The organism is Vibrio sp. C8 (assembly GCF_054051265.1).
Genome location: NZ_JBPAOE010000050.1, coordinates 165,361 through 188,000, shown reverse-complemented (window position 1 = coordinate 188,000; position 22,640 = coordinate 165,361). Strand labels below are relative to the sequence as shown.

Annotated in this window: 22 protein-coding genes; 5 read left to right on the top strand and 17 right to left on the bottom strand. The window is 40.7% G+C overall.

The window, feature by feature from the left end; genetic code table 11:
- Positions 1-11: 11 nt before the first annotated feature.
- Both purH and purD read left to right on the top strand, forming a co-directional pair.
- Positions 12-1,604 carry a bifunctional phosphoribosylaminoimidazolecarboxamide formyltransferase/IMP cyclohydrolase gene (gene purH, locus ACRQQK_RS18500; protein WP_457513857.1) on the top strand — a complete coding sequence of 531 codons (1,593 nt, stop codon included), beginning with the start codon at positions 12-14 and terminating at the stop codon, positions 1,602-1,604.
- Between the two features lie 289 nt (positions 1,605-1,893).
- On the top strand, positions 1,894-3,189 hold the full coding sequence (gene purD, locus ACRQQK_RS18495; RefSeq protein WP_457513855.1) for a phosphoribosylamine--glycine ligase: 1,296 nt from the start codon (positions 1,894-1,896) through the stop codon (positions 3,187-3,189).
- A gap of 73 nt (positions 3,190-3,262) precedes the next feature.
- Here purD and ACRQQK_RS18490 read toward each other — a convergent pair whose 3' ends face one another.
- Positions 3,263-3,955, bottom strand: coding sequence for a DUF1481 domain-containing protein (locus tag ACRQQK_RS18490; protein ID WP_457513853.1), 693 nt, complete (start codon positions 3,953-3,955; stop codon positions 3,263-3,265).
- 42 nt (positions 3,956-3,997) lie between these two features.
- Entirely contained in the window at positions 3,998-4,270 is a 273-nt protein-coding gene (gene hupA / locus ACRQQK_RS18485; RefSeq protein WP_102941587.1) for a nucleoid-associated protein HU-alpha, read from the bottom strand.
- Positions 4,271-4,528: 258 nt separating this feature from the next.
- Between hupA and ACRQQK_RS18480 the strand changes: the two genes are divergently transcribed.
- On the top strand, positions 4,529-5,596 hold the full coding sequence (locus tag ACRQQK_RS18480; RefSeq protein WP_457513851.1) for a CNNM domain-containing protein: 1,068 nt from the start codon (positions 4,529-4,531) through the stop codon (positions 5,594-5,596).
- Between the two features lie 54 nt (positions 5,597-5,650).
- Here the strand turns inward: ACRQQK_RS18480 and ACRQQK_RS18475 are convergent, their stop codons facing one another.
- Entirely contained in the window at positions 5,651-5,935 is a 285-nt protein-coding gene (locus tag ACRQQK_RS18475) for a hypothetical protein (protein ID WP_175579693.1), read from the bottom strand.
- 22 nt (positions 5,936-5,957) lie between these two features.
- Positions 5,958-6,545: a YjaG family protein gene (locus ACRQQK_RS18470; protein ID WP_167411998.1), complete on the bottom strand. Its 588-nt coding sequence runs from the start codon at positions 6,543-6,545 to the stop codon at positions 5,958-5,960.
- Between the two features lie 72 nt (positions 6,546-6,617).
- Here ACRQQK_RS18470 and ACRQQK_RS18465 point away from each other — a divergent pair, with 72 nt between their 5' ends.
- Together ACRQQK_RS18465 and ACRQQK_RS18460 are read left to right on the top strand one after the other, a co-directional pair.
- Positions 6,618-7,544, top strand: coding sequence for a D-2-hydroxyacid dehydrogenase (locus ACRQQK_RS18465; RefSeq protein WP_457513849.1), 927 nt, complete (start codon positions 6,618-6,620; stop codon positions 7,542-7,544).
- Positions 7,544-8,113 (top strand): uracil-DNA glycosylase family protein, encoded by a 570-nt coding sequence (locus tag ACRQQK_RS18460; RefSeq protein WP_457513848.1) that lies wholly within the window; start codon positions 7,544-7,546, stop codon positions 8,111-8,113. Before ACRQQK_RS18465 ends, ACRQQK_RS18460 begins: the two co-directional genes overlap by 1 nt.
- A gap of 9 nt (positions 8,114-8,122) precedes the next feature.
- Here ACRQQK_RS18460 and ACRQQK_RS18455 read toward each other — a convergent pair whose 3' ends face one another.
- The 13 genes from ACRQQK_RS18455 to ACRQQK_RS18395 all read right to left on the bottom strand — a co-directional run bounded on the left by ACRQQK_RS18455 (position 8,123) and on the right by ACRQQK_RS18395 (position 22,637).
- Complete coding sequence (locus tag ACRQQK_RS18455) at positions 8,123-9,427, bottom strand: MBL fold metallo-hydrolase (protein WP_457513846.1); 1,305 nt, start codon at positions 9,425-9,427, stop codon at positions 8,123-8,125.
- A 177-nt stretch (positions 9,428-9,604) separates the two neighbouring features.
- The gene (locus ACRQQK_RS18450; protein ID WP_457513845.1) at positions 9,605-10,372 is read right to left on the bottom strand and encodes a YveK family protein; all 768 of its coding nucleotides are present in this window, start codon (positions 10,370-10,372) and stop codon (positions 9,605-9,607) included.
- Positions 10,373-10,440: 68 nt separating this feature from the next.
- Positions 10,441-12,387, bottom strand: coding sequence for a polysaccharide biosynthesis protein (locus ACRQQK_RS18445; protein WP_457513843.1), 1,947 nt, complete (start codon positions 12,385-12,387; stop codon positions 10,441-10,443).
- Between the two features lie 52 nt (positions 12,388-12,439).
- The gene (locus tag ACRQQK_RS18440) at positions 12,440-13,630 is read right to left on the bottom strand and encodes a DegT/DnrJ/EryC1/StrS family aminotransferase (RefSeq protein WP_457513841.1); all 1,191 of its coding nucleotides are present in this window, start codon (positions 13,628-13,630) and stop codon (positions 12,440-12,442) included.
- Positions 13,624-14,295, bottom strand: coding sequence for a sugar transferase (locus tag ACRQQK_RS18435; RefSeq protein ID WP_457513840.1), 672 nt, complete (start codon positions 14,293-14,295; stop codon positions 13,624-13,626). Before ACRQQK_RS18435 ends, ACRQQK_RS18440 begins: the two co-directional genes overlap by 7 nt.
- Complete coding sequence (locus ACRQQK_RS18430) at positions 14,285-15,160, bottom strand: sulfotransferase family protein (protein WP_457513838.1); 876 nt, start codon at positions 15,158-15,160, stop codon at positions 14,285-14,287. The genes ACRQQK_RS18435 and ACRQQK_RS18430 overlap by 11 nt, the downstream gene beginning before the upstream one ends.
- A complete protein-coding gene (locus tag ACRQQK_RS18425; RefSeq protein ID WP_457513837.1) occupies positions 15,157-16,263 on the bottom strand; it encodes a glycosyltransferase family 4 protein in 1,107 nt (368 codons plus the stop codon). Before ACRQQK_RS18425 ends, ACRQQK_RS18430 begins: the two co-directional genes overlap by 4 nt.
- Positions 16,263-17,357, bottom strand: a complete 1,095-nt coding sequence (locus ACRQQK_RS18420; protein ID WP_457513835.1) for a hypothetical protein — start codon at positions 17,355-17,357, stop codon at positions 16,263-16,265. The genes ACRQQK_RS18425 and ACRQQK_RS18420 overlap by 1 nt, the downstream gene beginning before the upstream one ends.
- Before the next feature lie 14 nt (positions 17,358-17,371).
- Positions 17,372-18,442, bottom strand: coding sequence for a hypothetical protein (locus ACRQQK_RS18415; protein ID WP_457513833.1), 1,071 nt, complete (start codon positions 18,440-18,442; stop codon positions 17,372-17,374).
- Positions 18,443-18,600: 158 nt separating this feature from the next.
- Positions 18,601-19,680 carry a DegT/DnrJ/EryC1/StrS family aminotransferase gene (locus tag ACRQQK_RS18410; protein ID WP_457513832.1) on the bottom strand — a complete coding sequence of 360 codons (1,080 nt, stop codon included), beginning with the start codon at positions 19,678-19,680 and terminating at the stop codon, positions 18,601-18,603.
- Between the two features lie 5 nt (positions 19,681-19,685).
- The gene (locus ACRQQK_RS18405) at positions 19,686-20,267 is read right to left on the bottom strand and encodes an acyltransferase (protein ID WP_457513830.1); all 582 of its coding nucleotides are present in this window, start codon (positions 20,265-20,267) and stop codon (positions 19,686-19,688) included.
- Between the two features lie 43 nt (positions 20,268-20,310).
- Entirely contained in the window at positions 20,311-21,585 is a 1,275-nt protein-coding gene (gene tviB / locus ACRQQK_RS18400) for a Vi polysaccharide biosynthesis UDP-N-acetylglucosamine C-6 dehydrogenase TviB (protein ID WP_457513828.1), read from the bottom strand.
- 14 nt (positions 21,586-21,599) lie between these two features.
- Positions 21,600-22,637: a Gfo/Idh/MocA family protein gene (locus tag ACRQQK_RS18395; protein WP_457513826.1), complete on the bottom strand. Its 1,038-nt coding sequence runs from the start codon at positions 22,635-22,637 to the stop codon at positions 21,600-21,602.
- Between the last annotated feature and the right edge of the window lie 3 nt (positions 22,638-22,640).

Sequence of the window (22,640 nt, the reverse complement as noted above, 5' to 3'; positions counted from 1 at the left end):
AAAATGGAAGCATGAGTAACGCTCGTCCAATTCGCCGCGCACTGATCAGTGTTTCAGATAAAACTGGCATCGTTGAGTTCGCCCAAGCGCTCGCACAACGCGGTGTCGATATCCTATCTACTGGCGGTACCGCTCGCCTGCTTGCAGAAAAAGGTATCGCTGTAACTGAAGTTTCAGACTACACCGGTTTCCCGGAAATGATGGACGGGCGTGTAAAAACGCTACACCCGAAAGTTCATGGTGGCGTATTAGGCCGTCGCGGCCAAGATGATGAAATCATGGCTACTCATGGCATCAACCCTATCGATATGGTGGTTGTTAACCTTTACCCATTCGCTGAAACAGTCGCGAAAGACGGTTGTACGCTAGAAGATGCTGTTGAAAACATCGATATCGGTGGTCCAACAATGGTTCGTTCTGCGGCGAAAAACCATAAAGATGTGACTATCGTAGTTAACGCTTCAGATTACGACCGCGTTATTACTGAAATGGATGCGAACGAAAAATCTCTCACTCTTGCTACTCGTTTTGACCTAGCTATCGCAGCATTCGAGCACACAGCGGCATACGACGGCATGATCGCTAACTACTTCGGCACTATGGTTCCATCTTACGGTGAGAACAAAGAAGGTGATGAGGAGAGTAAATTCCCTCGCACATTCAACCAACAGTTCGAGAAGAAACAAGATATGCGCTACGGTGAAAACAGCCACCAAGCGGCGGCTTTCTATGTGGAAGCAAACCCAGAAGAAGCATCTGTTTCAACAGCGACTCAAATTCAAGGTAAAGCACTTTCATACAACAACATTGCAGATACAGACGCTGCACTCGAGTGTGTGAAAGAGTTCGCTGAACCAGCATGTGTGATCGTAAAACACGCAAACCCATGTGGTGTAGCACTAGGTAAAGATATTCTAGAAGCCTACAACCGCGCTTACCAAACTGACCCAACTTCAGCATTCGGCGGCATCATCGCATTTAACCAAGAGTTAGATGCAGAAACCGCATCCGCTATCGTTGAACGCCAGTTCGTTGAAGTAATCATCGCACCAAAAGTTTCTGCTGAAGCGATTGAAGTAGTCGCTGCGAAGAAAAACGTTCGTCTACTTGAGTGTGGTGAGTGGTCAACGAAAACAACTGGCTTTGATGTTAAGCGTGTCAACGGCGGCCTTCTTGTTCAAGATCGCGACCAAGGCATGGTTTCACTTGATGACCTGAAAGTGGTTTCTAAGCGTCAACCAACTGAAGAAGAACTTAAAGATGCCCTATTCTGCTGGAAAGTAGCGAAATACGTGAAATCAAACGCGATTGTTTACGCAAAAGGCGATATGACAATTGGTGTCGGCGCAGGACAAATGAGCCGCGTATACTCAGCTAAAATTGCAGGCATCAAAGCAGCAGACGAAGGTCTTGAAGTTGCAGGTAGCGTAATGGCTTCTGACGCATTCTTCCCATTCCGTGATGGTATCGACGCAGCAGCAGAAGCTGGCATTAAGTGCGTAATTCAACCAGGTGGCTCAATGCGTGATGACGAAGTTATCGCTGCAGCAGATGAACACGGCATGGCGATGATCTTTACGGGTATGCGTCATTTCCGCCACTAACTTTTACTCTTCATATTTGGCGTTGTAGCGGCGTTAACGGCTTTCGCCCTCCCCAGTCACATAGATATTTATGCTCCTGGGGAAGTGCTCAATTGTTGCCTTGCTACATCACCAACTATTTTGAGTAAACATTTTTGATATTTTTGCATTTTAAATATCTGATATTTTGAAATGTGTTAGAGCAAGCCAATGGCTTTAGTTCAAGGAAAAAGCGCGCAGTTTATAAGCATAAATGAGCACTTTTGACACAGAAATAATGACATTGGCGCAGCTATAAGGATTTTAAAGAATGAATGTATTGATTATTGGTGCTGGCGGCCGTGAACATGCGCTTGGTTGGAAAGTTGCCCAAAACCCGAACGTTAAAAATATCTTTATCGCTCCGGGTAATGCTGGTACAGCTCTTGAACCTAAACTGCAAAATGTGGCAATTCAGGTAGAAGATGTTGCTGGTTTAGTAGCATTCGCAAAAGAAAACGCAATTGACTTAACGATTGTTGGTCCAGAAGCGCCACTAGTTATCGGCGTGGTTGATGCTTTCCGTGCAGCAGGCTTACCGATTTTTGGTCCAACCCAAGCCGCAGCTCAGTTAGAAGGTTCAAAAGCCTTCACTAAGGACTTCTTAGCTCGTCACAACATTCCAACGGCGGCATACGCAAACTTCACTGAAATTGAACCAGCATTGGCTTACGTTCGTGAACAAGGCGCGCCTATTGTTGTTAAAGCAGATGGTCTTGCTGCTGGTAAAGGCGTTATTGTCGCAATGACGCTAGAAGAAGCAGAAGACGCGATTAAAGACATGCTAGCTGGCAATGCATTCGGTGATGCAGGCAGCCGTGTTGTTGTGGAAGAGTTCCTTGATGGCGAAGAAGCAAGCTTCATTGTAATGGTTGATGGCGTTAACGTGCTACCTATGGCCACCAGCCAAGACCATAAACGCGTAGGCGACAAAGATACAGGTCCTAACACAGGTGGTATGGGTGCTTATTCTCCAGCGCCAGTGGTTACTCAAGAAATTCATGACCGCATTATGCAAGAAGTGATTTACCCTACGGTACGCGGTATGGCAGCAGAAGGTAACCCATACACAGGTTTCTTATACGCTGGTCTTATGATCGATAAAGCGGGTACACCTAAAGTTATCGAGTACAACTGCCGCTTTGGTGATCCAGAAACTCAACCTATCATGATGCGTATGCAATCAGACTTAGTTGAACTTTGTCTGGCTGCTATTGATGGCAAGTTAGATCAAATGGAATCTAAGTGGGATCCACGCGCTTCTATCGGTATTGTGCTTGCTGCAGGTGGTTACCCTGGCGACTACAACAAAGGTGATGTAATTTCTGGCTTACCAACAGTTGAAGTGGAAGGTCAAAAAGTTTTCCATGCGGGTACAACTGAAAAAGACGGCAATGTTGTGACTAACGGCGGTCGTGTTCTTTGTGCAACGGCACTGGGCAACACAGTATCTGAAGCACAACAACGCGCTTATGAGCTAACAAAACAAATTCAGTGGGACGGCATGTTCTACCGCAACGATATCGGCTACCGTGCTATCGCGCGCGAGCAACAAGCTGATAAGTAATAGCTAAAGCAATTAAGATTAAGGCGCTGTGGAAACTCAGCGTCTTTTTTATTGGTGGAACCTCAAAAGCACGTTATTCAGTAATCAACTGAGGCCTTTCGATACAGTCGTGATCATCATCGGCAAGAATGAGCAATTCATCGATATAAACAGTGTTATTGCGAATTTTCCCTAGAAAGCCAATGTAGTTATCCAGTGTAGACAAGCGGCTCATAACGAAATTCGGAAGCGTATGGTTAAACTCAACCTTGTTGTAATCGGGTCCGTTACAACGTTCAAATGTCGAACCATCCCAATAGCCCTGAATAAGCTCAAGACCTTGTTTATTTTGGTCTTTCGTCATTTTAGTAATGGCTTTTGCTTCTAAAACGTAGCGTTCTAACTGCCCTTCGTTGAGAGGCAAAATTTTCTTGTTCACTCGGTACTGCTGATATACCGCTTCCCCATCTTTATTAAAACGGACATGCGCAGTATATGGTACAAGCTCACCATCTTTGAGTTGCTCACCTTTACGAACCACTTCACGCACACTTCCTTCATCCCAGCGGTAAGAGGTTTCATACCAACCATAGGTTTCAGAAGTAACATGGTCAGAGGCAGATAAAGCTTGAGATGCATTTTCGACGTACCAGTAATAGCTAGTTGCGTCTCCAGTACGTTGACCACCAGAAAACTGACTCATTTGAGCGAAGTTAGATGTATCTATGGAAGATGAACATCCCGCAATAAGAGCGGAAGCGAAAAGAGAGGAAAGAATTTTTTTCATAGAAAAGAACGCCGAGATAAGACTACCTCGGCGTAGTATAGATTACTTAACAGAATCTTTCAGTGCTTTACCTGCTACGAATGCAGGTACATTTGCTGCAGCGATTTGAATCTCAGCACCAGTTTTTGGGTTACGGCCAGTGCGAGCTGCACGATGATTTACTTTGAATGTACCAAAACCAATTAGTTGAACTTGGTCACCATCTTTAAGTGCACCTTCAACTGCGCCTAGAGTCGCTTCAAGAGCAGCTTTTGCTTGAGCTTTAGATAGGTCTGCTTTTTCTGCGATAAAGTCGATTAATTGGGTCTTGTTCATTAGTTTTCCCTTCTGATAGGTTATCGAATTCGCTTCACTCTAAAGCATAAGTGCCCCAGCTGGCAAAGGTTTGTCATGCAAGATTTGCTTATCTGACGTAGTTTTAACCATATTCTGGGCATTAACTCACAATTTCCTAAATCAATTGGCTGCATATACCCTTGCTTTACAGCAAAACGACCTTATTAAATAAGCATCAATGTGTTGAAACATCTGAAATATTAGGGTGTATTTCGCTCTCTTACCTAAGGAGTATTCATGTTTCTGCTCACAATTTACGTCTTGATTGCCATTGGCGTGTCGTTTATTTGTTCGATTCTTGAAGCCGTGATACTGAGTATTACACCCAGTTATTTGGCACAGTTACGTCAACAGAACCACCCTTGTGCTCAAAAACTGGAACGCCTAAAAGCCGACATTGACCAACCGCTGGCGTCAATTTTAACGTTAAACACCATTGCACATACTGCGGGTGCCGCTAGCGCGGGTGCTCAGGCATCAGTGGTATTTGGCAGTCAGTGGCTAGGATTATTTTCGGCGATATTAACGCTGGGTATCCTTTTTCTTTCAGAAATAGTGCCTAAAACGATTGGCGCAACATATTGGCGACAGCTTGCGCCAGCGACCGCAAAGATTCTGCACTGGATGGTGGTGTTGCTTTTGCCTTTCGTTTGGATGTCCCAAAAAGTCACCCATTTACTTACGCGAAATCGAATAACGCCTAAAGTTCGAGAAGAGTTGTCAGCTATGGCTCAACTCGCTCATGAGAGCGGTGAGTTTACGTCTGGTGAATCCAAAATCCTCTACAACTTATTAAACATTCAAAATGTGCCGGCAATACAGGCAATGACCCCGAGAAGAGTGCTTTTTAGAGTTGATGCTACAATGACCATCAATGAGTTTTTGACCCAACATAAAAACACACCGTTTTCTCGGCCACTGATCTACAGCGAGAATAAAGACAATATCCTCGGTTTTGTACACCGATTGGAGTTATTTAGATTGCAACAAAAAGGAAAAGGGGAAAAACAAATTGGTAGTGTTATGCGGCCACTGCATGTTCTGCTGAATACGATCACTTTACCCAAGGCTTTTGAGCAAATGATTGAAAACCGATCGCAACTTGCCATGTTGGTTGACGAATATGGAACCGTTCAAGGCCTGCTAACCTTGGAAGATATTTTCGAGCATTTGATTGGTGAAGAGATTATTGATGAAGCAGACCGCACAACCAACATGCAAAAATTGGCAGCAGAACGTTGGGAGCGATGGAAACAAGCACACCGTGTGATTGAAAGTCGCGATCATGACGACAATGACGAATAACTAAAAGAGATCGCCCTTAGCGTAAGTTACTAAGGGCAATATCCGAAAGGTTGGTTACTTAACCCGTAAGAGATGATGCGTCTGATGGTCAAAATGAAAGATACGAACCTGAGAACGCTGCATATCTTCAACCTGCTCTAGCATCACGGGTGTGTAATTACGTCGTTTCATCCACTGTAAAGGCTCTTGAAAGCTATCTTCGTTAATAACAAAGGATTCGTCTTTCAATCTTGATTCCGATATTCGAATCACCCAGATACGCGACTGAAAATCTAACGCCCGCACAATTTTGTTGCTCACGGCGCTTTTTATCTGCGAGATTTTTTTAGACAGCAACATAGCTCATAAAGCCTAAACAGAATTAGAGAGTCACACCAATATTGCTCACGCCTTCATCACGAAGTTCTTGGCGCAAATCTTTTATTAGATCGATATCACGACCTTCGACTTCACGCAGCGGGCGATAAATGGCCCATTGAACGTCCCATTCAGCACAAACCGCTTCGTTCTGCTTTTGGTTCTCGTTTGTGATCTCTTCACCCGTTTGAGCTTCTTCCAATTGAGCGACAGTGGTTACCGATATCTGGCTGACTTCTAGCATGTTTTCAAACAGGTAGTCACGGTCTAATAAGCCATGCAGCAACGTTGATAGCGCAACACAAGCGTCAATAGCTGGGTACACGGCATACATATCGAAATCTTCCGAGGTCGGGATGATCTCTTCTAGCTTCTCTAGTTGATGCTCAAAGTTCACTTTGGCCGTTTTGACTGTTAGCTGCTCCCACACACTATCTAAAATATCGCGATAAACGCGGGCATGAGCAAATTCAGTATTTTCACAAAACATGGCATAGTTAGGGTACATACGCTCACACAAGCAAGCCATGAAGGTAATTTGTTGCCAAGGCTCGAACTTTTCTAGACGAACCTGTACAGGATTTTGGAGCATAAGCACTCAACCGTTGAGGAAAATAGACAGCGGAAGTGTACTGGATAACCAACGGGGAAAAAAGCGGCTCTTATGAACAATTTCACTCACAAGCTTTATATTTTGACGGAACAAAACGACGTTTATCGAGAAAACGTTGAATCATTGATGCTTGAAGACTTAGTCATCACAGAACAAAGAGAAGACGCGTCGATACTTTTGGCTGCCCCTCCCATGGCCGCGAAATGCCTCGATGACTTTCCAAAGCTAGAATGGCTACAATCCGCTTATGCAGGTGTGGATGCTTTAACCGCACCTCATCTTCGACAAGACTATGAGTTAACCAATGTTAAAGGCATCTTCGGCCAGCAGATATCAGAATATGTTTTAGGCTACACAATTAGCCATTTCCGTCACTTTGCTACGTATGAAAAGCAACAAGCTCAACGTCAATGGCAGCAACACTTATATCATTCCCTTGATACCAAGGAGATGCTGATACTCGGTACTGGCTCTATCAGTTCTCACCTCTCTTCAGCAGCAGCGGCACTGGGAATCAAAGTGATAGGTGTTAATACCACAGGCATACCAGCGAAAACAGGCACATTTCATGATACTTACCATATCAATGAACTCGAAAACGCCATGAAACGCACTGATATCGTCGTTAATACCTTGCCAAATACCCCAGAGACCAAAGGGCTGTTAAACGCTAAAACATTGGGTTACTGCTCCAATGCTCTGCTGTTTAATGTTGGGCGCGGTGCTATTTTGATTGAAGAAGATTTAATTCCTGCTATTGAACAAGGGCATATCAAACACGCCTTTCTTGATGTGTTCATCAATGAGCCACTAATACCAGAACATCCTTTCTGGCAGCACAGTAGTGTCACTATCACACCACACATAGCAGCCTTAAGTTTCCCACATCAGGTGGTTGAAATTTTTGCTCACAACTACCGCTTGTGGCGAGATGGCTTCCAATTAGAAAATCGAATTGATTTTGACAAAGGCTACTGATGTTAGATCTTCTACTCAAAGAAATCAGAGCTTGTGAAGTATGTGCTCACTCACTTCCCTTAGGTGCAAACCCGGTTATTCAGGCTCACAAAAAAGCTAAGTTGCTCATCATCGGCCAAGCTCCGGGAGCAAAAGTACACGAGACTTCTATTCCTTGGAATGACCCCAGTGGCAATCGACTACGAAGCTGGCTGGATATCGATAAAGAGACATTCTATAACCCTGAGAAAATTGCCATCATGCCAATGGGATTATGCTATCCCGGCAGAGGTAACAGTGGCGACTTACCACCAAGAAAAGAATGCGCTCCACTCTGGCATCAAAGAGTGCTAGCCGAATTACCGAATATTGAAATGACGTTACTGATCGGTCAGTACGCGCAAAATTACTATCTAAAAGATAAACCCGCAACTCTCACAGAGACCGTACAACAATGGCAAAAATGGGCACCGACGTTTATACCACTTCCGCACCCTTCACCTCGGAACACGCTTTGGCTGAAGAAAAACCCCTGGTTTGAAGAAGAGGTTGTGGAATACATTCGCAAGCACGTTCATTCTTGTATTTAGTCTGTAAGCTTACTCAACAACCTCATAACCTTTGGAGCGCAAGGTATTGGCAAAAGCTTTCTCGGACTCTGGCTCTCCATGAATCAGATGAATCTGCTTAGGTTTAACTGGTATCCCTTCAACAAACTTGAGTAAGTCATCACTATCCGCATGGGCAGAATAGCCCGACATAATATGAATGTGAGCGTTTACTGACACTTCCTCTTCATCAATCCAAACTGTTTTGTTTCCCTGTTGGATACACTTACCTAGTGTTCCCTCAGCCTGAAAGCCTGCAAATATCACATCGGTTCTCTCATCAGGCAAAAGGGCTTTGAGATAATCCATAACTCTCCCACCTTCGCACATGCCTGAGGCTGCCACGACAATTGCAGGCTCTCCCGTTGAAACCAGACGATTCACCAGTTCTTGGTGCGCCTGATGATCACCGACCGTAATGCACTGTTCAAACGCGAGTGGATGGCGATGCATTTTGAGACGTTGTTTGGCTTCTTCACCCCAAAGGCTTCTGAATTTCTGATAAGACAAAGTGACCTTTTGCGCCATGGGTGAATCAAGAATGATAGGTAGTTTAGAATCGAGTTGATGTTCATGAATCAATTGCTCGATATCGAATAGCAACTCTTGAGTTCGCCCAACACTAAACGCGGGAATCAGGATTGTGCCACCATCAGACAAAGAACGATCGATGATCTCTTTTAGTTTCTGAGACCGGTGCTCTACCCCTTCGTGTTTAGCATCACCATAGGTCGTTTCAATAACTAGATAGTCTGCCTGCTTCGGTGGAACCGGATCAGGTAACAACGGCGTGTTGCTTGGTCCTAAATCGCCAGAAAACACCACAAGTTCCTGATTTGGTAGCTCCACTTCTAAATACGCAGAGCCTAAGATATGACCAGCAGGATTAAATCGACAGCGGAAAGTATCGACATCAATCCAGCGATAATAATCCACCGGATGAAGCAAACGAATGATCGCTTCAATGATCGGCTTGCGAGCTTCAAACGTCAGTCCCTGCTGAATTTTAAGCCCATCATCAAGCATCAAAGGCACTAACTGTGCCGTTGCCTTTGTGCAGTAAATGGGTTTATTAAACTCTTGAGTAATAAGCCAAGGCAAGCGCCCTATATGGTCGATATGAGCGTGAGTAAGCACTAACGCTTTCACGTTATCTAAAGGAAATGGCTCGCTAAGTTGCTGCGCATCCGCGCCTTGAAACATACCGCAATCAATAAGAATAGAACGGTCTCCAAACACGAGTTCGTGACACGAACCAGTTACCGTATTTTTGCCGCCATGATGGACGAGTTGCATAAACCATACTCCCTATATTTGCTATTGATTTCAGCCTAATAGCGATATAGGGAGTATAGATAAAACAGTGAAGTGAAGTTGCGGGGGATGTTGGGTTATTAACAAACAAAAACTCCCCAGCTACCTATTTCGGATAGCGGAGGAGTTTAAAACAAACATTACGGGAAGTTAAAAAAATTAATCTTCTTTTCGGAATGCAAAACGAAGCAGGACAATAGCGACTCCCACCATACCACCAAGTAATACACCTAAAACAATGATCAAAGGGCGTTTAGGCTTAATATGGCTGGTTGGTTTTACAGGAGGGCTTACCACTTGAACAATCTGTGAGTCAGGGTTTTCAAGCACTGCCTTTTTATATAACTGTTGGGCGTAAATTTCAGATAGGGATGATTTAACCTGTTCTGTAGAATTGAGTTCATTTAATGACGATACTGAGTTAACAGCCGTCACTACTTTATTCAGCTCTAACTGTTTTAAAATAGGATTTAAACGATTCACCGCTAACTCAACGCCAGTAAACGCTTGCTCTGGAGATGTGGATGTTTTACTGATAGTAAAAACTTGATCACGCTTGTCATATGAAATGCCAACCCCATTAACTAAATTACGGTTATCTCCGGATTTATCTTTAAGCGCATTAACTAATCCACTACCAGTCAACAAATGCGGTGACAAACTCAATTGATAAGTATCGTCCAGTGAATAAAAACTACTATTTACAACAACGGAGGCCTTCGTTTGATATTCATTAGGTTGTTTTACTGCATAAAAAGCAGCCACAATACCCACAAGTAAAATTGATGCTAAAACAATCCATTTTCCTTGCCACAAAGTTAACAATAATTCTCTCAAATCGATTTCATCATTTTGCTGATGATAAGCAACCGGGACTTGAGGAGAATATTCACCCATTTGGGCTGGCTGCTGATTTTGCTCAGTCAAAGTATTTCCTTAATTATTAAACTAGTTAATTAAATAGTTGCGAAGTATAAAGATACTATCGAAATCAATCACACTTGATTATTTTTAAAGTCCACAATATTCGAGCTTACCTCTTGCTTGACATTCCATACCAAATCACCAATACCATCAGTTGGGTTAAAGCCCGTTGGCGCTTCAAGCAAAATTTGACGAATTTTTTCATGATCAAAGTTATGACATGCTTTATCGAGGTTATCTAAGATAAAACTAAAGGTTTCAATCGGTAAAAACTGCTCATTAGCGGTCATTATACGCTCGTGACTGGTTCCAGCGACGTTATCTCCGATAAGCAACTCTTCATATAATTTCTCACCCGGACGCAATCCAGTAAACTTAATCTCAATATCCCCATTCGGGTTCTCTGCTGATTTGACTTCAAGACCAGAAAGCTGAATTAAATTCTTGGCTAAATCAACAATCTTAACCGGTTCGCCCATATCCAGGACAAAAACATCCCCGCCTTTACCTAATGCACCCGCCTGAATCACCAGCTGAGCCGCTTCTGGTATGGTCATAAAGTAACGAATAATATCTGGGTGAGTCACTGTAATTGGATGCCCTTGCTCAATCTGACGTTTAAATAACGGGATTACAGAACCTGATGAACCCAAGACATTACCAAAACGCACCATACAAAAACGCGTACCGTTAGTCTTTTGGTTTTCTTTATCAGCCAAAGCCTGCAGAGCAAGCTCAGCCATACGTTTTGATGTTCCCATAACGTTAGTTGGGCGTACGGCTTTATCGGTAGAAATCAACACGAAAGATTCTACACCAGCTTCAATAGCTGCTTTCGCCGTAAAGTAGGTACCAAACACATTATTACGCACCCCTTCCACCACATTATATTCCACCAAAGGAACATGTTTGTATGCCGCAGCATGATAAACGGTTTGTACTGCAAATGACCTCATCACAGTACTGATGCGGTTAATGCGTTGCACCGAACCAAGCAAAGGTACAATATTAACGTCTAGTTGTTCTTGCTCATTAATAGCCGATAACTCTTTATCCACTTGGTACAAAGCAAACTCAGATAACTCAAACAATACCAATGTTTTTGGTTTTTGACGCAGTATTTGTCGACACAGCTCTGAACCAATCGAACCGCCGGCACCGGTTACTAATACCACTTTATCTTTGATATTAGCAATCATCAGATTTGGATTTGGCTCTACCGGATCGCGGCCAAGCAAATCTTCAATAGCGACATCTTTAAGTTCATCAACGGTCGCATTGCCATTAACAATATCTTTAAAATCCGGAACCGTTAGAACTTCAACAGGTAGGTGTAGCAACCCGTCAATTATCTGTTTGCGCTCAGAACGCAACTTTCTCGGCATTGCTAACAGTATTTTATCGATACCTAACTTGGCAACCAAATGTTCAATTTGCTCGGGCGAATAGACGGTTAAACCCTGGATAATGGTTCTTTCAAGTACACCATAATTATCAATAAACCCTTTAACTTGATAATTCTCTGAGTTTCTTAACGCAATAGCGAGCTGCCTACCAGTACTTCCTGCACCATAAATCAATACTCGCTTACAGCTACGACGGCTAGCTTGTACAATCAAAGCACGTATCACCATTCTGGAACCACCACAGAACAGAATCAAAAAAGTCATGTAGATAATAGGGACCGTACGCGGAATGGAAGCGTGAAAGAAGTAAGCAAAAGTGGTAATTGATACCGCAGAAACGATCCCGCCAACCAATACAACGGTTAAAGCGTGGAACGTTAAGTAACGGAGTATTGCTCTATACAAGCCTAGCTTAGTATACGCCAATAAAGTAACGACTAATGTGCCAGCCAAGGTTAACAGGGTTGTAGGAGAAAGTGCTGGGGTAATTTCTCCCAAGCGCACCCAAATAGCGGCAAAGAATGCAAATGTAATAAAGCATGAGTCAATACCCAAGCTAATCAATCGCTTATAGATTCTTGGTAAGGAATATATACAAGCTAATTTATCCATAATCGAGTACATCTATTGATTCAACGTTCTGTTCTGTTCAATAATGACACAACTAAGTCAGCGTTACATATTTAGAAGCCAACTTAAGTACTTTACGAATTACATCAACAGTTTTAGCCATTTCTTGCTCAGTTAACGTAGGATGAACTAAAAACATTAAGCTGGTTTCACCCAAAGTTACGGCATTCTTTAAACGTACTGCTGGTCGCCACGGGGTATTATCAAAAGCCTTTTCCAGATAAACTTCTGAACAACTACCTTGATATGCTGGGACGCCTGCAGCATTAATCTCTTCAATGATACGATCTCGGTCCCAATCTGCTTTTAAATGTTCCGGATTAACAAACAAGTAATGTTTATACTCAGCATGTTCAATGTAGTCTGCCACCTTAACCGTACGGATAATAGACAAATCTGCAACAGCATTATCAATTAACTGACCATAGTGCTGGCGCTTCGCGGTCCATTCCACCATACGTTTTAGCTGAATACGGCCAATCACCGCTTGCATTTCTGTCATCCGCCAGTTTGTACCAAAGCTTTCATGTAACCAACGAAAACCTGGAGGATGCTGCTTGTTGTAGATCGCATCAAAGCTCTTACCATGATCTTTATATGACCACATTTTAGACCATAGATGATGATCGTTGGTTGTCACCATACCACCTTCACCGCCAGTGGTCATAATCTTATCCTGACAGAAAGACCACGCACCAATATGACCAATAGTACCGACACTACGACCTTTATATTTGGCTCCATGCGCTTGTGCACAATCTTCAATGACTTTAAAGCCGTGCTTTTCTGAAAGGGCCATAATAGCATCCATCTCGGCAGGCATCCCTGCTAGGTGTACAACAATAATGGCTTTAGTTTTACCTGTTATAACCTGTTCAATTGTTTCTGCTGTAATATTTTGGCTATTAAGATCTACATCGGCAAAAACTGGATTTGCACCGGCAGTAACAATTGAGGATGCTGATGCTAAAAACGTTCGTGGAGTTGTAATAACCTCGTCTCCAGATCCAATATCTAATGACTTTAAAGCTAAATCAAGAGCTAAAGTGCCATTTGCAACAGCGATACCGTAGTCACAGTCGCTCCATTCAGCAAACTCTTTCTCAAACTCACGACACTCATTACCCGTCCAATAATTTACTCTGTTAGTCAATAACAGCTCTTTAACAGCATCAGCCTCTTCTTGACTGTAATCTGGCCACGGGGAGAATTCTGTATTTAACATTTATATTTATCCAAAAGATCTAAACATTGCTTTTCATTTCTTAAAGGCACCACTAACTGCCCTTCGAAGTTTTTCCCCGACACGGTTTGCATAATCAGACCCAGATCAGATTTTAATGAATACATGTCTAAATATTCTAGATTAAGTTTAACCTTTAAAGGATAAATCACAGAGTCATTAAAGTACTGAGGATTTACTACTTCTTTTAATATTTGTTCTTCATACTTAAAAAACAAAGTAGCATACCCTGTAATACCGGGCTTAATCACAAGCAATGATCTATCTTTGTCTTCCAGCTTATCTGCATAGCCAGGAACATCTGGTCTTGGACCAACAAAACTCATATTGCCTAAAAGAACATTCATGAGTTGTGGAAGTTCATCAAGTTTTAACTTACGCAAAAAGTTACCTGTAGCTGTAATTCTACTTTCGTTAAGAGCAGTAACACTACTATACTTCAATGGACTGTCTAGCATTGTCTTCAGCTTATATACTCTAATTAGCTTACCATGTTGACCAATTCGTTTCTGAACATAGAAGCCATTTGATCTTGTACTAACTGAAGCAGCAATCCACCCCAATATTACCAATGGAAACAATATTACTAGTCCAGAAAAAGAAAAAAATAAATCAAACAGGCGTTTTCCACCACTTCTATATATCATTGTCTTTATCCAGAGGTAAGTAGCCGTAGAGTTTTAGCTCTTCACTAATTATATCGTTTACTTTTTTCGCTTCTTTAGTGTCTAATTGAGATCGCCCTTTGCCGACACTCTTTGAGCTCGTACTGCCCACGACCTTTTTAACTGTTTCTGCGGAAGGTATCTTACCTATAAACTTGGAAAGTTTAACAAACTCTTCAGTGGGATTCGCTACAAAATCTTCATACTTAAGTGTATATACGCGTCTAGGATCATATTGTTCGAGTTCTTTTCTAGATCGTGACACACATACTTTCCACTGCAAAGCACAAATTTCAAACACACTAAAGCCAGACGTTAATTCTTTCATATTGTCTAGTTGAGGCCCCCAATAACTCAGAGTTCTATTCTTCGAGAATAGCTTGACTAATCTATTCCAAGCATAACGAATTGCGTAGTAGGGCAGATCGGATATAGGAACGTACCTTACCTTTTTCATCAAATAAGGGATATCCAGATTAGCCGTCCAACGCAGCTTTGCGGAGCCTACTGCATCAGCTCCATCTCGTATGATATGGATATATTTTGCCTCAGGAAAAACCTCATTGACAAAACCAACTCGTAATGTCGTAGCGCAAGTTTTTTCTATTATAACATCCGCATTCGATTTCACACGAAAACTATCAAATTGTCTTTTGATATAAGATTTAACTTCAGGTGTTGCCATTTCAGGGGTAAAACAATCCGATGGATAAGATATATTTCCATGCCTCCAGATATAATTAATTTCATCACATGGCCAAGTCTCGACACCATCAAGTTTGATCAACATATCCCGAAGCATGTTGGTTCCCGACCTAGGAGCTCCCACAATAATTACATTGCTCATCTAGTTATCGCCTTATACATTTCTTGCATCAATTTTTTTCTGTCAAAGGAAGACCTTGCTATATCTAGACTTTTACCACTCATCTCTGACAGCTTTGATCTATTTATTGACAGCATAAACCTGATTCCTTCAGCCAAATCGTCACTATTTTTAGGTTCGACCAGGATACCATTTCCGTCAACCATTTCCCTAATTCCGGCAATATTAGTTCCAATAATAGGGAGACCATAAGAAATTGCTTCGCTAATTGATGTACACATTCCTTCATGGTAAGAAGGTAAAATAAAGATATCCGCCTCTCTGAGCAACTCTCCAACAGAATCACAATAACCTTTCCAAACTAAAGTACCGTCTTTCTTCCAACTCTCTACCTCCAATTGAGTTATTGCATCTGGAGAAGTTTCCAGACCTCCATAGAGCTCAACACTAAAATCAGGAAAATCAGTCTTGACGACCTTGACGGCTCGATTAAGCTCTCTGAGACCTTTCTCACCAAGTAACCTAGCGACACAAATAAATCTCGCACCTTTATCAAACTTCTTTGCCGTAACATCAGGAATTTCAACACCATCTCCAGCAACGACTAACATTTTACTCTTACGAGCTATCTTTGTCTGACTAAATAAAGCTTTGTTACTCTCATTCTGTAAGATGACAAGATGAGCATTTGAAAACGAATAACGGTGTAACTGTATAATAAATTGGCTAAACGCCTTACGAACAAGGCTAGATTGCTGAAAAGCGAATCCTAATCCAGTAACAACGGGAATAAACTTAGTTCTCGTAGGGAGTAATCTGGCGACTAATCCTGTATAAACATTTGGTTTAATCGTATAAGTAACCACTACATCCGGATTGATTTTTTTGAGCAATAAATAAATATTTCTAATTAATTTAAAATCAGAAATAATCGAAATCTTGTTTCTAATACCATTAATTGGATAATATTTAACACCCAGGCCTTTTAATTCATTTTCTGTTTCATCATGTCTTTCCATAGATAATAGTGATACTTCATTCCCGGCCTCAAGCAATAACTTAAAAAGTCGCTCTCTCTTTACATACATAGTATCTAAACGACTGCATACAAAAAGATATTTCATTATAATAGTTCCGCTTTAATATCTTGAGTTAATTTTTTTAGTAAGACTGACTTATCAATAAATGGCTTAGCCTCAGCCACAACGATATCCCTTGAAGTGTCCTTATTGGACATTGCAAAGTCATAGACGGTATCAAAATCGAATTCTGAACGTAGAAAATAAGGAAAATTTTCAGGAAATGCCCTATCATTATGACCAGCATATACAGGCAAGCCCATAAATAAATACTCACGGGATTTAAACGTACAAGCCTCTGTTAGTCCTTTATCAGCGATCAATAAACAATCGATACCAATATCACATAACTGCAACACTTTAATCAGTTCATCTTTTTTTAAGTAGCCATGAGAAACGAGGTTCACTCTACAAGATTCATTATTATTTAGTTGATTAATTTTTTCGATCTGATTAGGATTAAGTTTTCCCATTATATGTACAAAAATACTATTACCGGTATAAGATTTTGCTTTCTCAAATAAAATTTCTAGCCCTTGCCAAGGCTTAAACTCACTACTAGCAAAAGCAATATTGACTACACTTTTATCCCTTTTATCAATTAAAACCTCTCGCTGTTGCTGATAAATACCATTGGCATATATCAACTTAGGAAAACCTCCTCCTCCCCTTTTATTTTCATAATGAAATATCTCTTCCGTTACACCGATCAGACCTAAGTTTCTCTTAAGTGCCCGACGCCCCACAACGCTTTCAATTAAACTTGCTAACCTACCTTTATATCCTGTACGGATCAACTCTAATTCTTCAATCTCCTTAGAATGATGGACAGTAATACGGTTACTTACAAACCGAGAAAAGAAGAGTGCGAAAACATCTAATACCATATATCTCTGCATAACTACATCGTAATTTTTATGGTGTTTCATGAGATACACCCACGCGAACAGCCTTCTCAAGAAAAATCCACGAGCCCATAAAGGAAGAGCCCTTTCTACACTCGATTCTATCTTACCACGGTGGTAAACAAGTGATTCCCAATCACACCCCACAGCTTCCGCTGCTTGACTTTCATATTGTAACTGGCTCTTAAGCCCTCGAGACAACTCACCAACGAATGATATATGCAGTACTTTCATTAAAAACCGACTAACTAAAGCCTTCTCCTAGCCTTATAATATCTTATTAAAAAATATATCAAAAAAATCGAAAGGTAATTAAATATTCTTAGCCTCATCCCAGTCCCAATATTATCTGTACCTAATGACCAAAAGGTAAGATACACAAAGAAAAAAGTTAATAAGAAGTAACCAAAATCATCCAAATACCTAATGTTTTTTGCTATATAATGAGTAACGACCAAAAAAGGTAATGACTCTAATAAAAACAAGAATACTCCTTCATAATTTGAAAAGTAAAAACCCAATAACTGTATAGTAGTACTATAAATATATAAAATAACAAACTCTATCGCCGATCTGTCTATTAAACCGATCCCTAAAGACGCTCTCCCTGACTCAAAACCATCTTCACCGCGATATACCAATATAGGCTCAAAAAAACCCAACTTATAAAATAAAGTTAATGCAATGATGTACAGTATTGCTAAAGTTAAAAGCTTCAATTTAATTTTCTTTACAAACATATATACTAGAGGTGTCACAAATAAGGTAAACCCTAAATACTCCCTCCATTCATACATATGCCAAGACAAAAGAAAATAAAAAAACATATAAATCGTAGAAATAACCATACGGGTTTTAGTCGCTTTCAGGAAAATATGAACATTAACTAAAAATAGTAATAACATTGGCAACTCCCTAACAATATCAAGGGAGTTTAAAAATAGCTGAGCGTAAAGATTTATTATAATGAAAATTAATAAATATGTCTTTTCTTTATCGATGTTTTTTTCAGGACACCAGTCACGATATATCAAACATACCTGAAGCGGAATTATAAAAGTAGCGATAAATAAATTTACGCACTTAAAGCTTTCTCGACTATATAGCCCCAAATTATAAAAGAAGTTTAAAACTATCGGCCAATAATTTACAGCCGTTGTTAGCCTTGGGTCCCCCTTAGCTAATTCGTCATAATACACTGCATCTTTAGTTAGTCCAAATTCTGTAAAATTTATTATATAAAAAAACACTATTACCTTGGCTGCTATTAAAATATATAGCATCGTATATAATATGCTCTTATCAATACGAATTTTCATAAAATCCTAGAAAACCAAATTAGTCAAATAATAATTGAGCAACATACAAAAACTAAATATCTACTATCGTTGTGCATCCCTAAAAACGATCTCTTAGACACGTAAATACCCCTACTTATATAATGAGTCTAGTATGACTGTTATTAGCAATAAAGGTTCTAACTAAAAGTTTCCATATACCCATGCATTGGGATACTTATAACTTCTTGTGACAGTCTTTCTGCAACAGGAAAGTCACCTTCCTTATATCCAAGATATTCAAAAGCCTTCTGCCTATGCATACAAGTACGATAATAAATCATAGTCGGAATTCCTTTGAGTGCATAATCTTTCGCAAACTCATCGCGCTTATCAGTACGAATTGTATATTGTGCCCAAGAGCTCGTGTAACCTTTCGGCACAGATGGAGCCAGCACAGTAGTACCTATAAATTGCCTGTGATATCGCTCAGCCAATAGATTTCTACTCTCCAGTTCTGTAGGAAACTCTGCTAATTTTTCAAGCAATATTGCAGCTTGAATAGTATCCAAACGGCTATTCATCCCTATATAAACATTGTCGTACTTATCATTGCCTTTTCCATGCACTCTCAAAGAACGCAAACGTTGTGCATATTCATCATTATTCGTAAATACAGCACCACCGTCACCATAGCAACCTAAAGGCTTCGCAGGAAAAAAGCTGGTGGTCGCTATATCTCCAAACGACCCCGCCATTCTTCCATTAATCGATCCACCAAACCCTTGCGCTGCATCTTCAATCAATTTTAGTTCAAATTTTTTTGCTATTGCTTCAATCTTCTTATAATCGGCAGGCAAACCAAAAAGGTCTACGCTTACAATAGCTTTAGGGTTTAGTTTTCCCTCCTGAATAACCTTTTTAATTTGCCGCTCAAGATCTTGTGGGCAAATATTGAAAGTCGTTTCATCTGAATCAACAAAGACAGGAGTAGCCTTTGCAAAAGCGATGGTCTCTGCACTTGCAAAAAAAGTAAACGTTGGGCAGAAAATTGCGTCCCCTTCCTTTATGTCAAGGACCATCATTGCTAAGCTAAGCGCATCTGTGCCATTTGCGCATGTGATAGCGTGATTCACTCCTAAGTAGTCAGCTAGTTTCTTTTCAAGTTCACCAACCTCTGGCCCCATAATATAGTGACCGTGATCAAGCACATTTTTAATACGAGCATCGATTTTATCTTTCAAGTGTTTATACTGTTTTTCTAAATCTATAAACTGCATTTTTATTACTCTTGAAGCAATTTTAAGTTATTACCTTCTAGTTTATATACTGCACCCGTATGTTTACATTTTACCGTTGCATATCCTTCTAGAGGTAAATCAAGTTGTTCGCCATAAACACTCATCCAACCGATTTGCCGGCTAGGAACACCAACCATCAATGCAAATGGTTTTACATCTCGAGTTATAACAGAGCCAGCACCAATGAAAGCATACTCACCAATAGTGTTCCCACACACTATAGTGCAATTTGCTCCTAATGTTACTCCTTTCTTTACTACCGTGTCTTTATATTGGGCTTTACGCTCAATCAACGATCGAGGGTTATAGACATTGGTAAATACCATACTCGGACCACAAAATACGCCTTCTTCTAAATAAACATTATCATAGACAGAAACGTTATTTTGGATCTTGCATTTATCACCAATAGTAACCTTATTACCGACAAATACATTTTGCCCTAATGACACGGCTTCACCAACTTTGGCACCAGAACAGACATGAGTCCAATGCCAAATTCGGCAATTATCACCAATGACCGCACCATCATCAACGATCGCAGTTTCATGCTTAAAGTAATTCATGTTAAAACCCTAAAAAATCAACAAGGGGAGTAAATCATCTGAACTAGAGGCGAATATCCGAGTCACCAACGCTAAGGACATGCTTCACGTCATACAAAACGTGTTTTTCTTTACCCAATGAACGTAAAAACTCTTTGCCCATATTTTTAGTTTCACTATGATCTACGGCCAATACTATTGCATCATAGATGCCTACTTTTAGTTCATTGATAAGCTCAACACCATATTTTTCATTCACTTCGTTTTTTGACGCCCAGCTATCATAGACATCAACGGACATATTGAACTCTTTCAGCTCTTTAACAATGTCTATGATTTTTGTATTTCTGACATCAGGACAATCACCTTTAAAGGTAAACCCCATGATAAGCACTTTAGCTTCATCAATATGAATTTTTTTACTCGCGAGTTTTTTAACCAATTGCGTCGCAACGTACTCTCCCATGCCATCATTAATCCTTCGCCCAGCAAGTATGACTTCGGGACGATAACCGACCTCAAGCGCTTTATAGGTGAGATAATATGGGTCAACACTTATACAATGACCACCAACGAGTCCAGGCTTAAACGGCAAAAAATTCCATTTCGTACCAGCAGCTTTAAGAACTTCCTCTGTATCAATGTCCAACTTGTTAAAAATCTTCGCAAATTCATTAATAATCGCTATATTTAAATCACGTTGTGTATTTTCAATGACTTTAGCTGCTTCAGCAACTCGAATTGAGGATGCTTTGTGGGTACCAGCATCAACGATGGAGGAATAGACGTTGTCGACAAACTCTGCAACCTCACTTGTTGAACCTGATGTTATTTTTATGATTGTCGTTAGCCGATTGACTTTATCACCAGGGTTGATACGCTCAGGACTATATCCAGCAAAGAAATCTAGATTAAAAACCAAACCAGATAATTTCTCGATAACTGGGATACAAACCTCTTCAGTAGCTCCTGGATAAACAGTCGATTCAAATACAACAATATCTCCTTTTGAAATCACATTTGCTATAGTTTCAGAAGCCTTAAGTAAAGGAGTTAAATCAGGGGTATTCTCTTCGGTAATTGGGGTTGGAACAGTAACTATATAGAAATTACAATCTTTCATATCCACCAATTTACTTGAGTAACTTAAGTAAGTAGCCGCTTTCAACTCTTCAGCTGTACACTCTAGCGTTGAATCCTTACCATTTTTAAGCTCTTCCACACGTTCAAAATTAATATCAAGACCAATTGTAGGGTATTTTTTCCCAAATTCTACCGCCAAAGGCAAACCAACATAACCTAGACCAACGATGCCTATTTTGATATTTTCAATATTCATTCTAATTCCAAGACTTATAGATTTATGGGTAAACCAATTTCTTTGCAATCGCGTGCGGAGCGATATATACCGATCAGCAACTCTAAAGATTTAAGCCCCTCACGACCATCCGTTTCCGGCTCCGCTTTGCCTCTTAAAACGTCAGCGACATTCTGAAAATACGGAGGATGTCCAAAGCCATAAACCGATGATGTCTGATAGTTAGCTTGATCTATTTCTGCATCATAATCTTTTTCTTCTTCAAATGACCACTCTTGGATATCATTTACAGCAACACCACCAATACGAACCGTGCCTTTCTCACCTAGTATCGTAATCGAGCCTTCTAGGTTTTGGGGGTAAGTACACATAGTTACGGCCATGGAGCCTAATGCACCATTCCTCCAACGAAGGTTCACTACACCTGTATCTTCAACCTCAATATCACGATGAGTTGAAGTCATAGCGTGCAATTTCTCCACTGGACCAATCAACCAATGAAGCAAATCAACATAATGTGTTGCCTGATTCATGAAAGCACCACCATCCATATCCCATGTACCCGACCATCTTGCTCTATCGTAATACGCTTGTGGTCGAGTCCAGAATACGTTCATGTGTACCATATGAATTTTACCAAAACGTCGTTCCTCTACCGCACGCTTTACGAGCTGTAAAGTTGAGTTTCGTCTATTCTGCTTTACGACGAATAATTTAACACCCGCTTCGTCGCACGCTTTTACCATTGCAAGACCATCTTCCCACTTAGTGGCCATAGGCTTTTCAGTAATAACATTAACTCCGGCTTGAGCAAATTTAATCGTCTGGGACGCATGCATACCACTTGGCGTACAAAGAGTAACCAAGTCAAGTTTTTCACTTAATAATAGTTCGTCTATTGTTGAGTAACCCGGTACTCCGTATTGTTCACTATGCGCCGATAAAACTTTATCATCAATATCACATACTGCTACCAACTCATATTCTGAAGATAATTGTTCGATTGAGCCGAAATGATTTTTTGAGATTCTTCCGCAACCGATTACCGCAATTCTAATTTTTTCTGATTTCATATA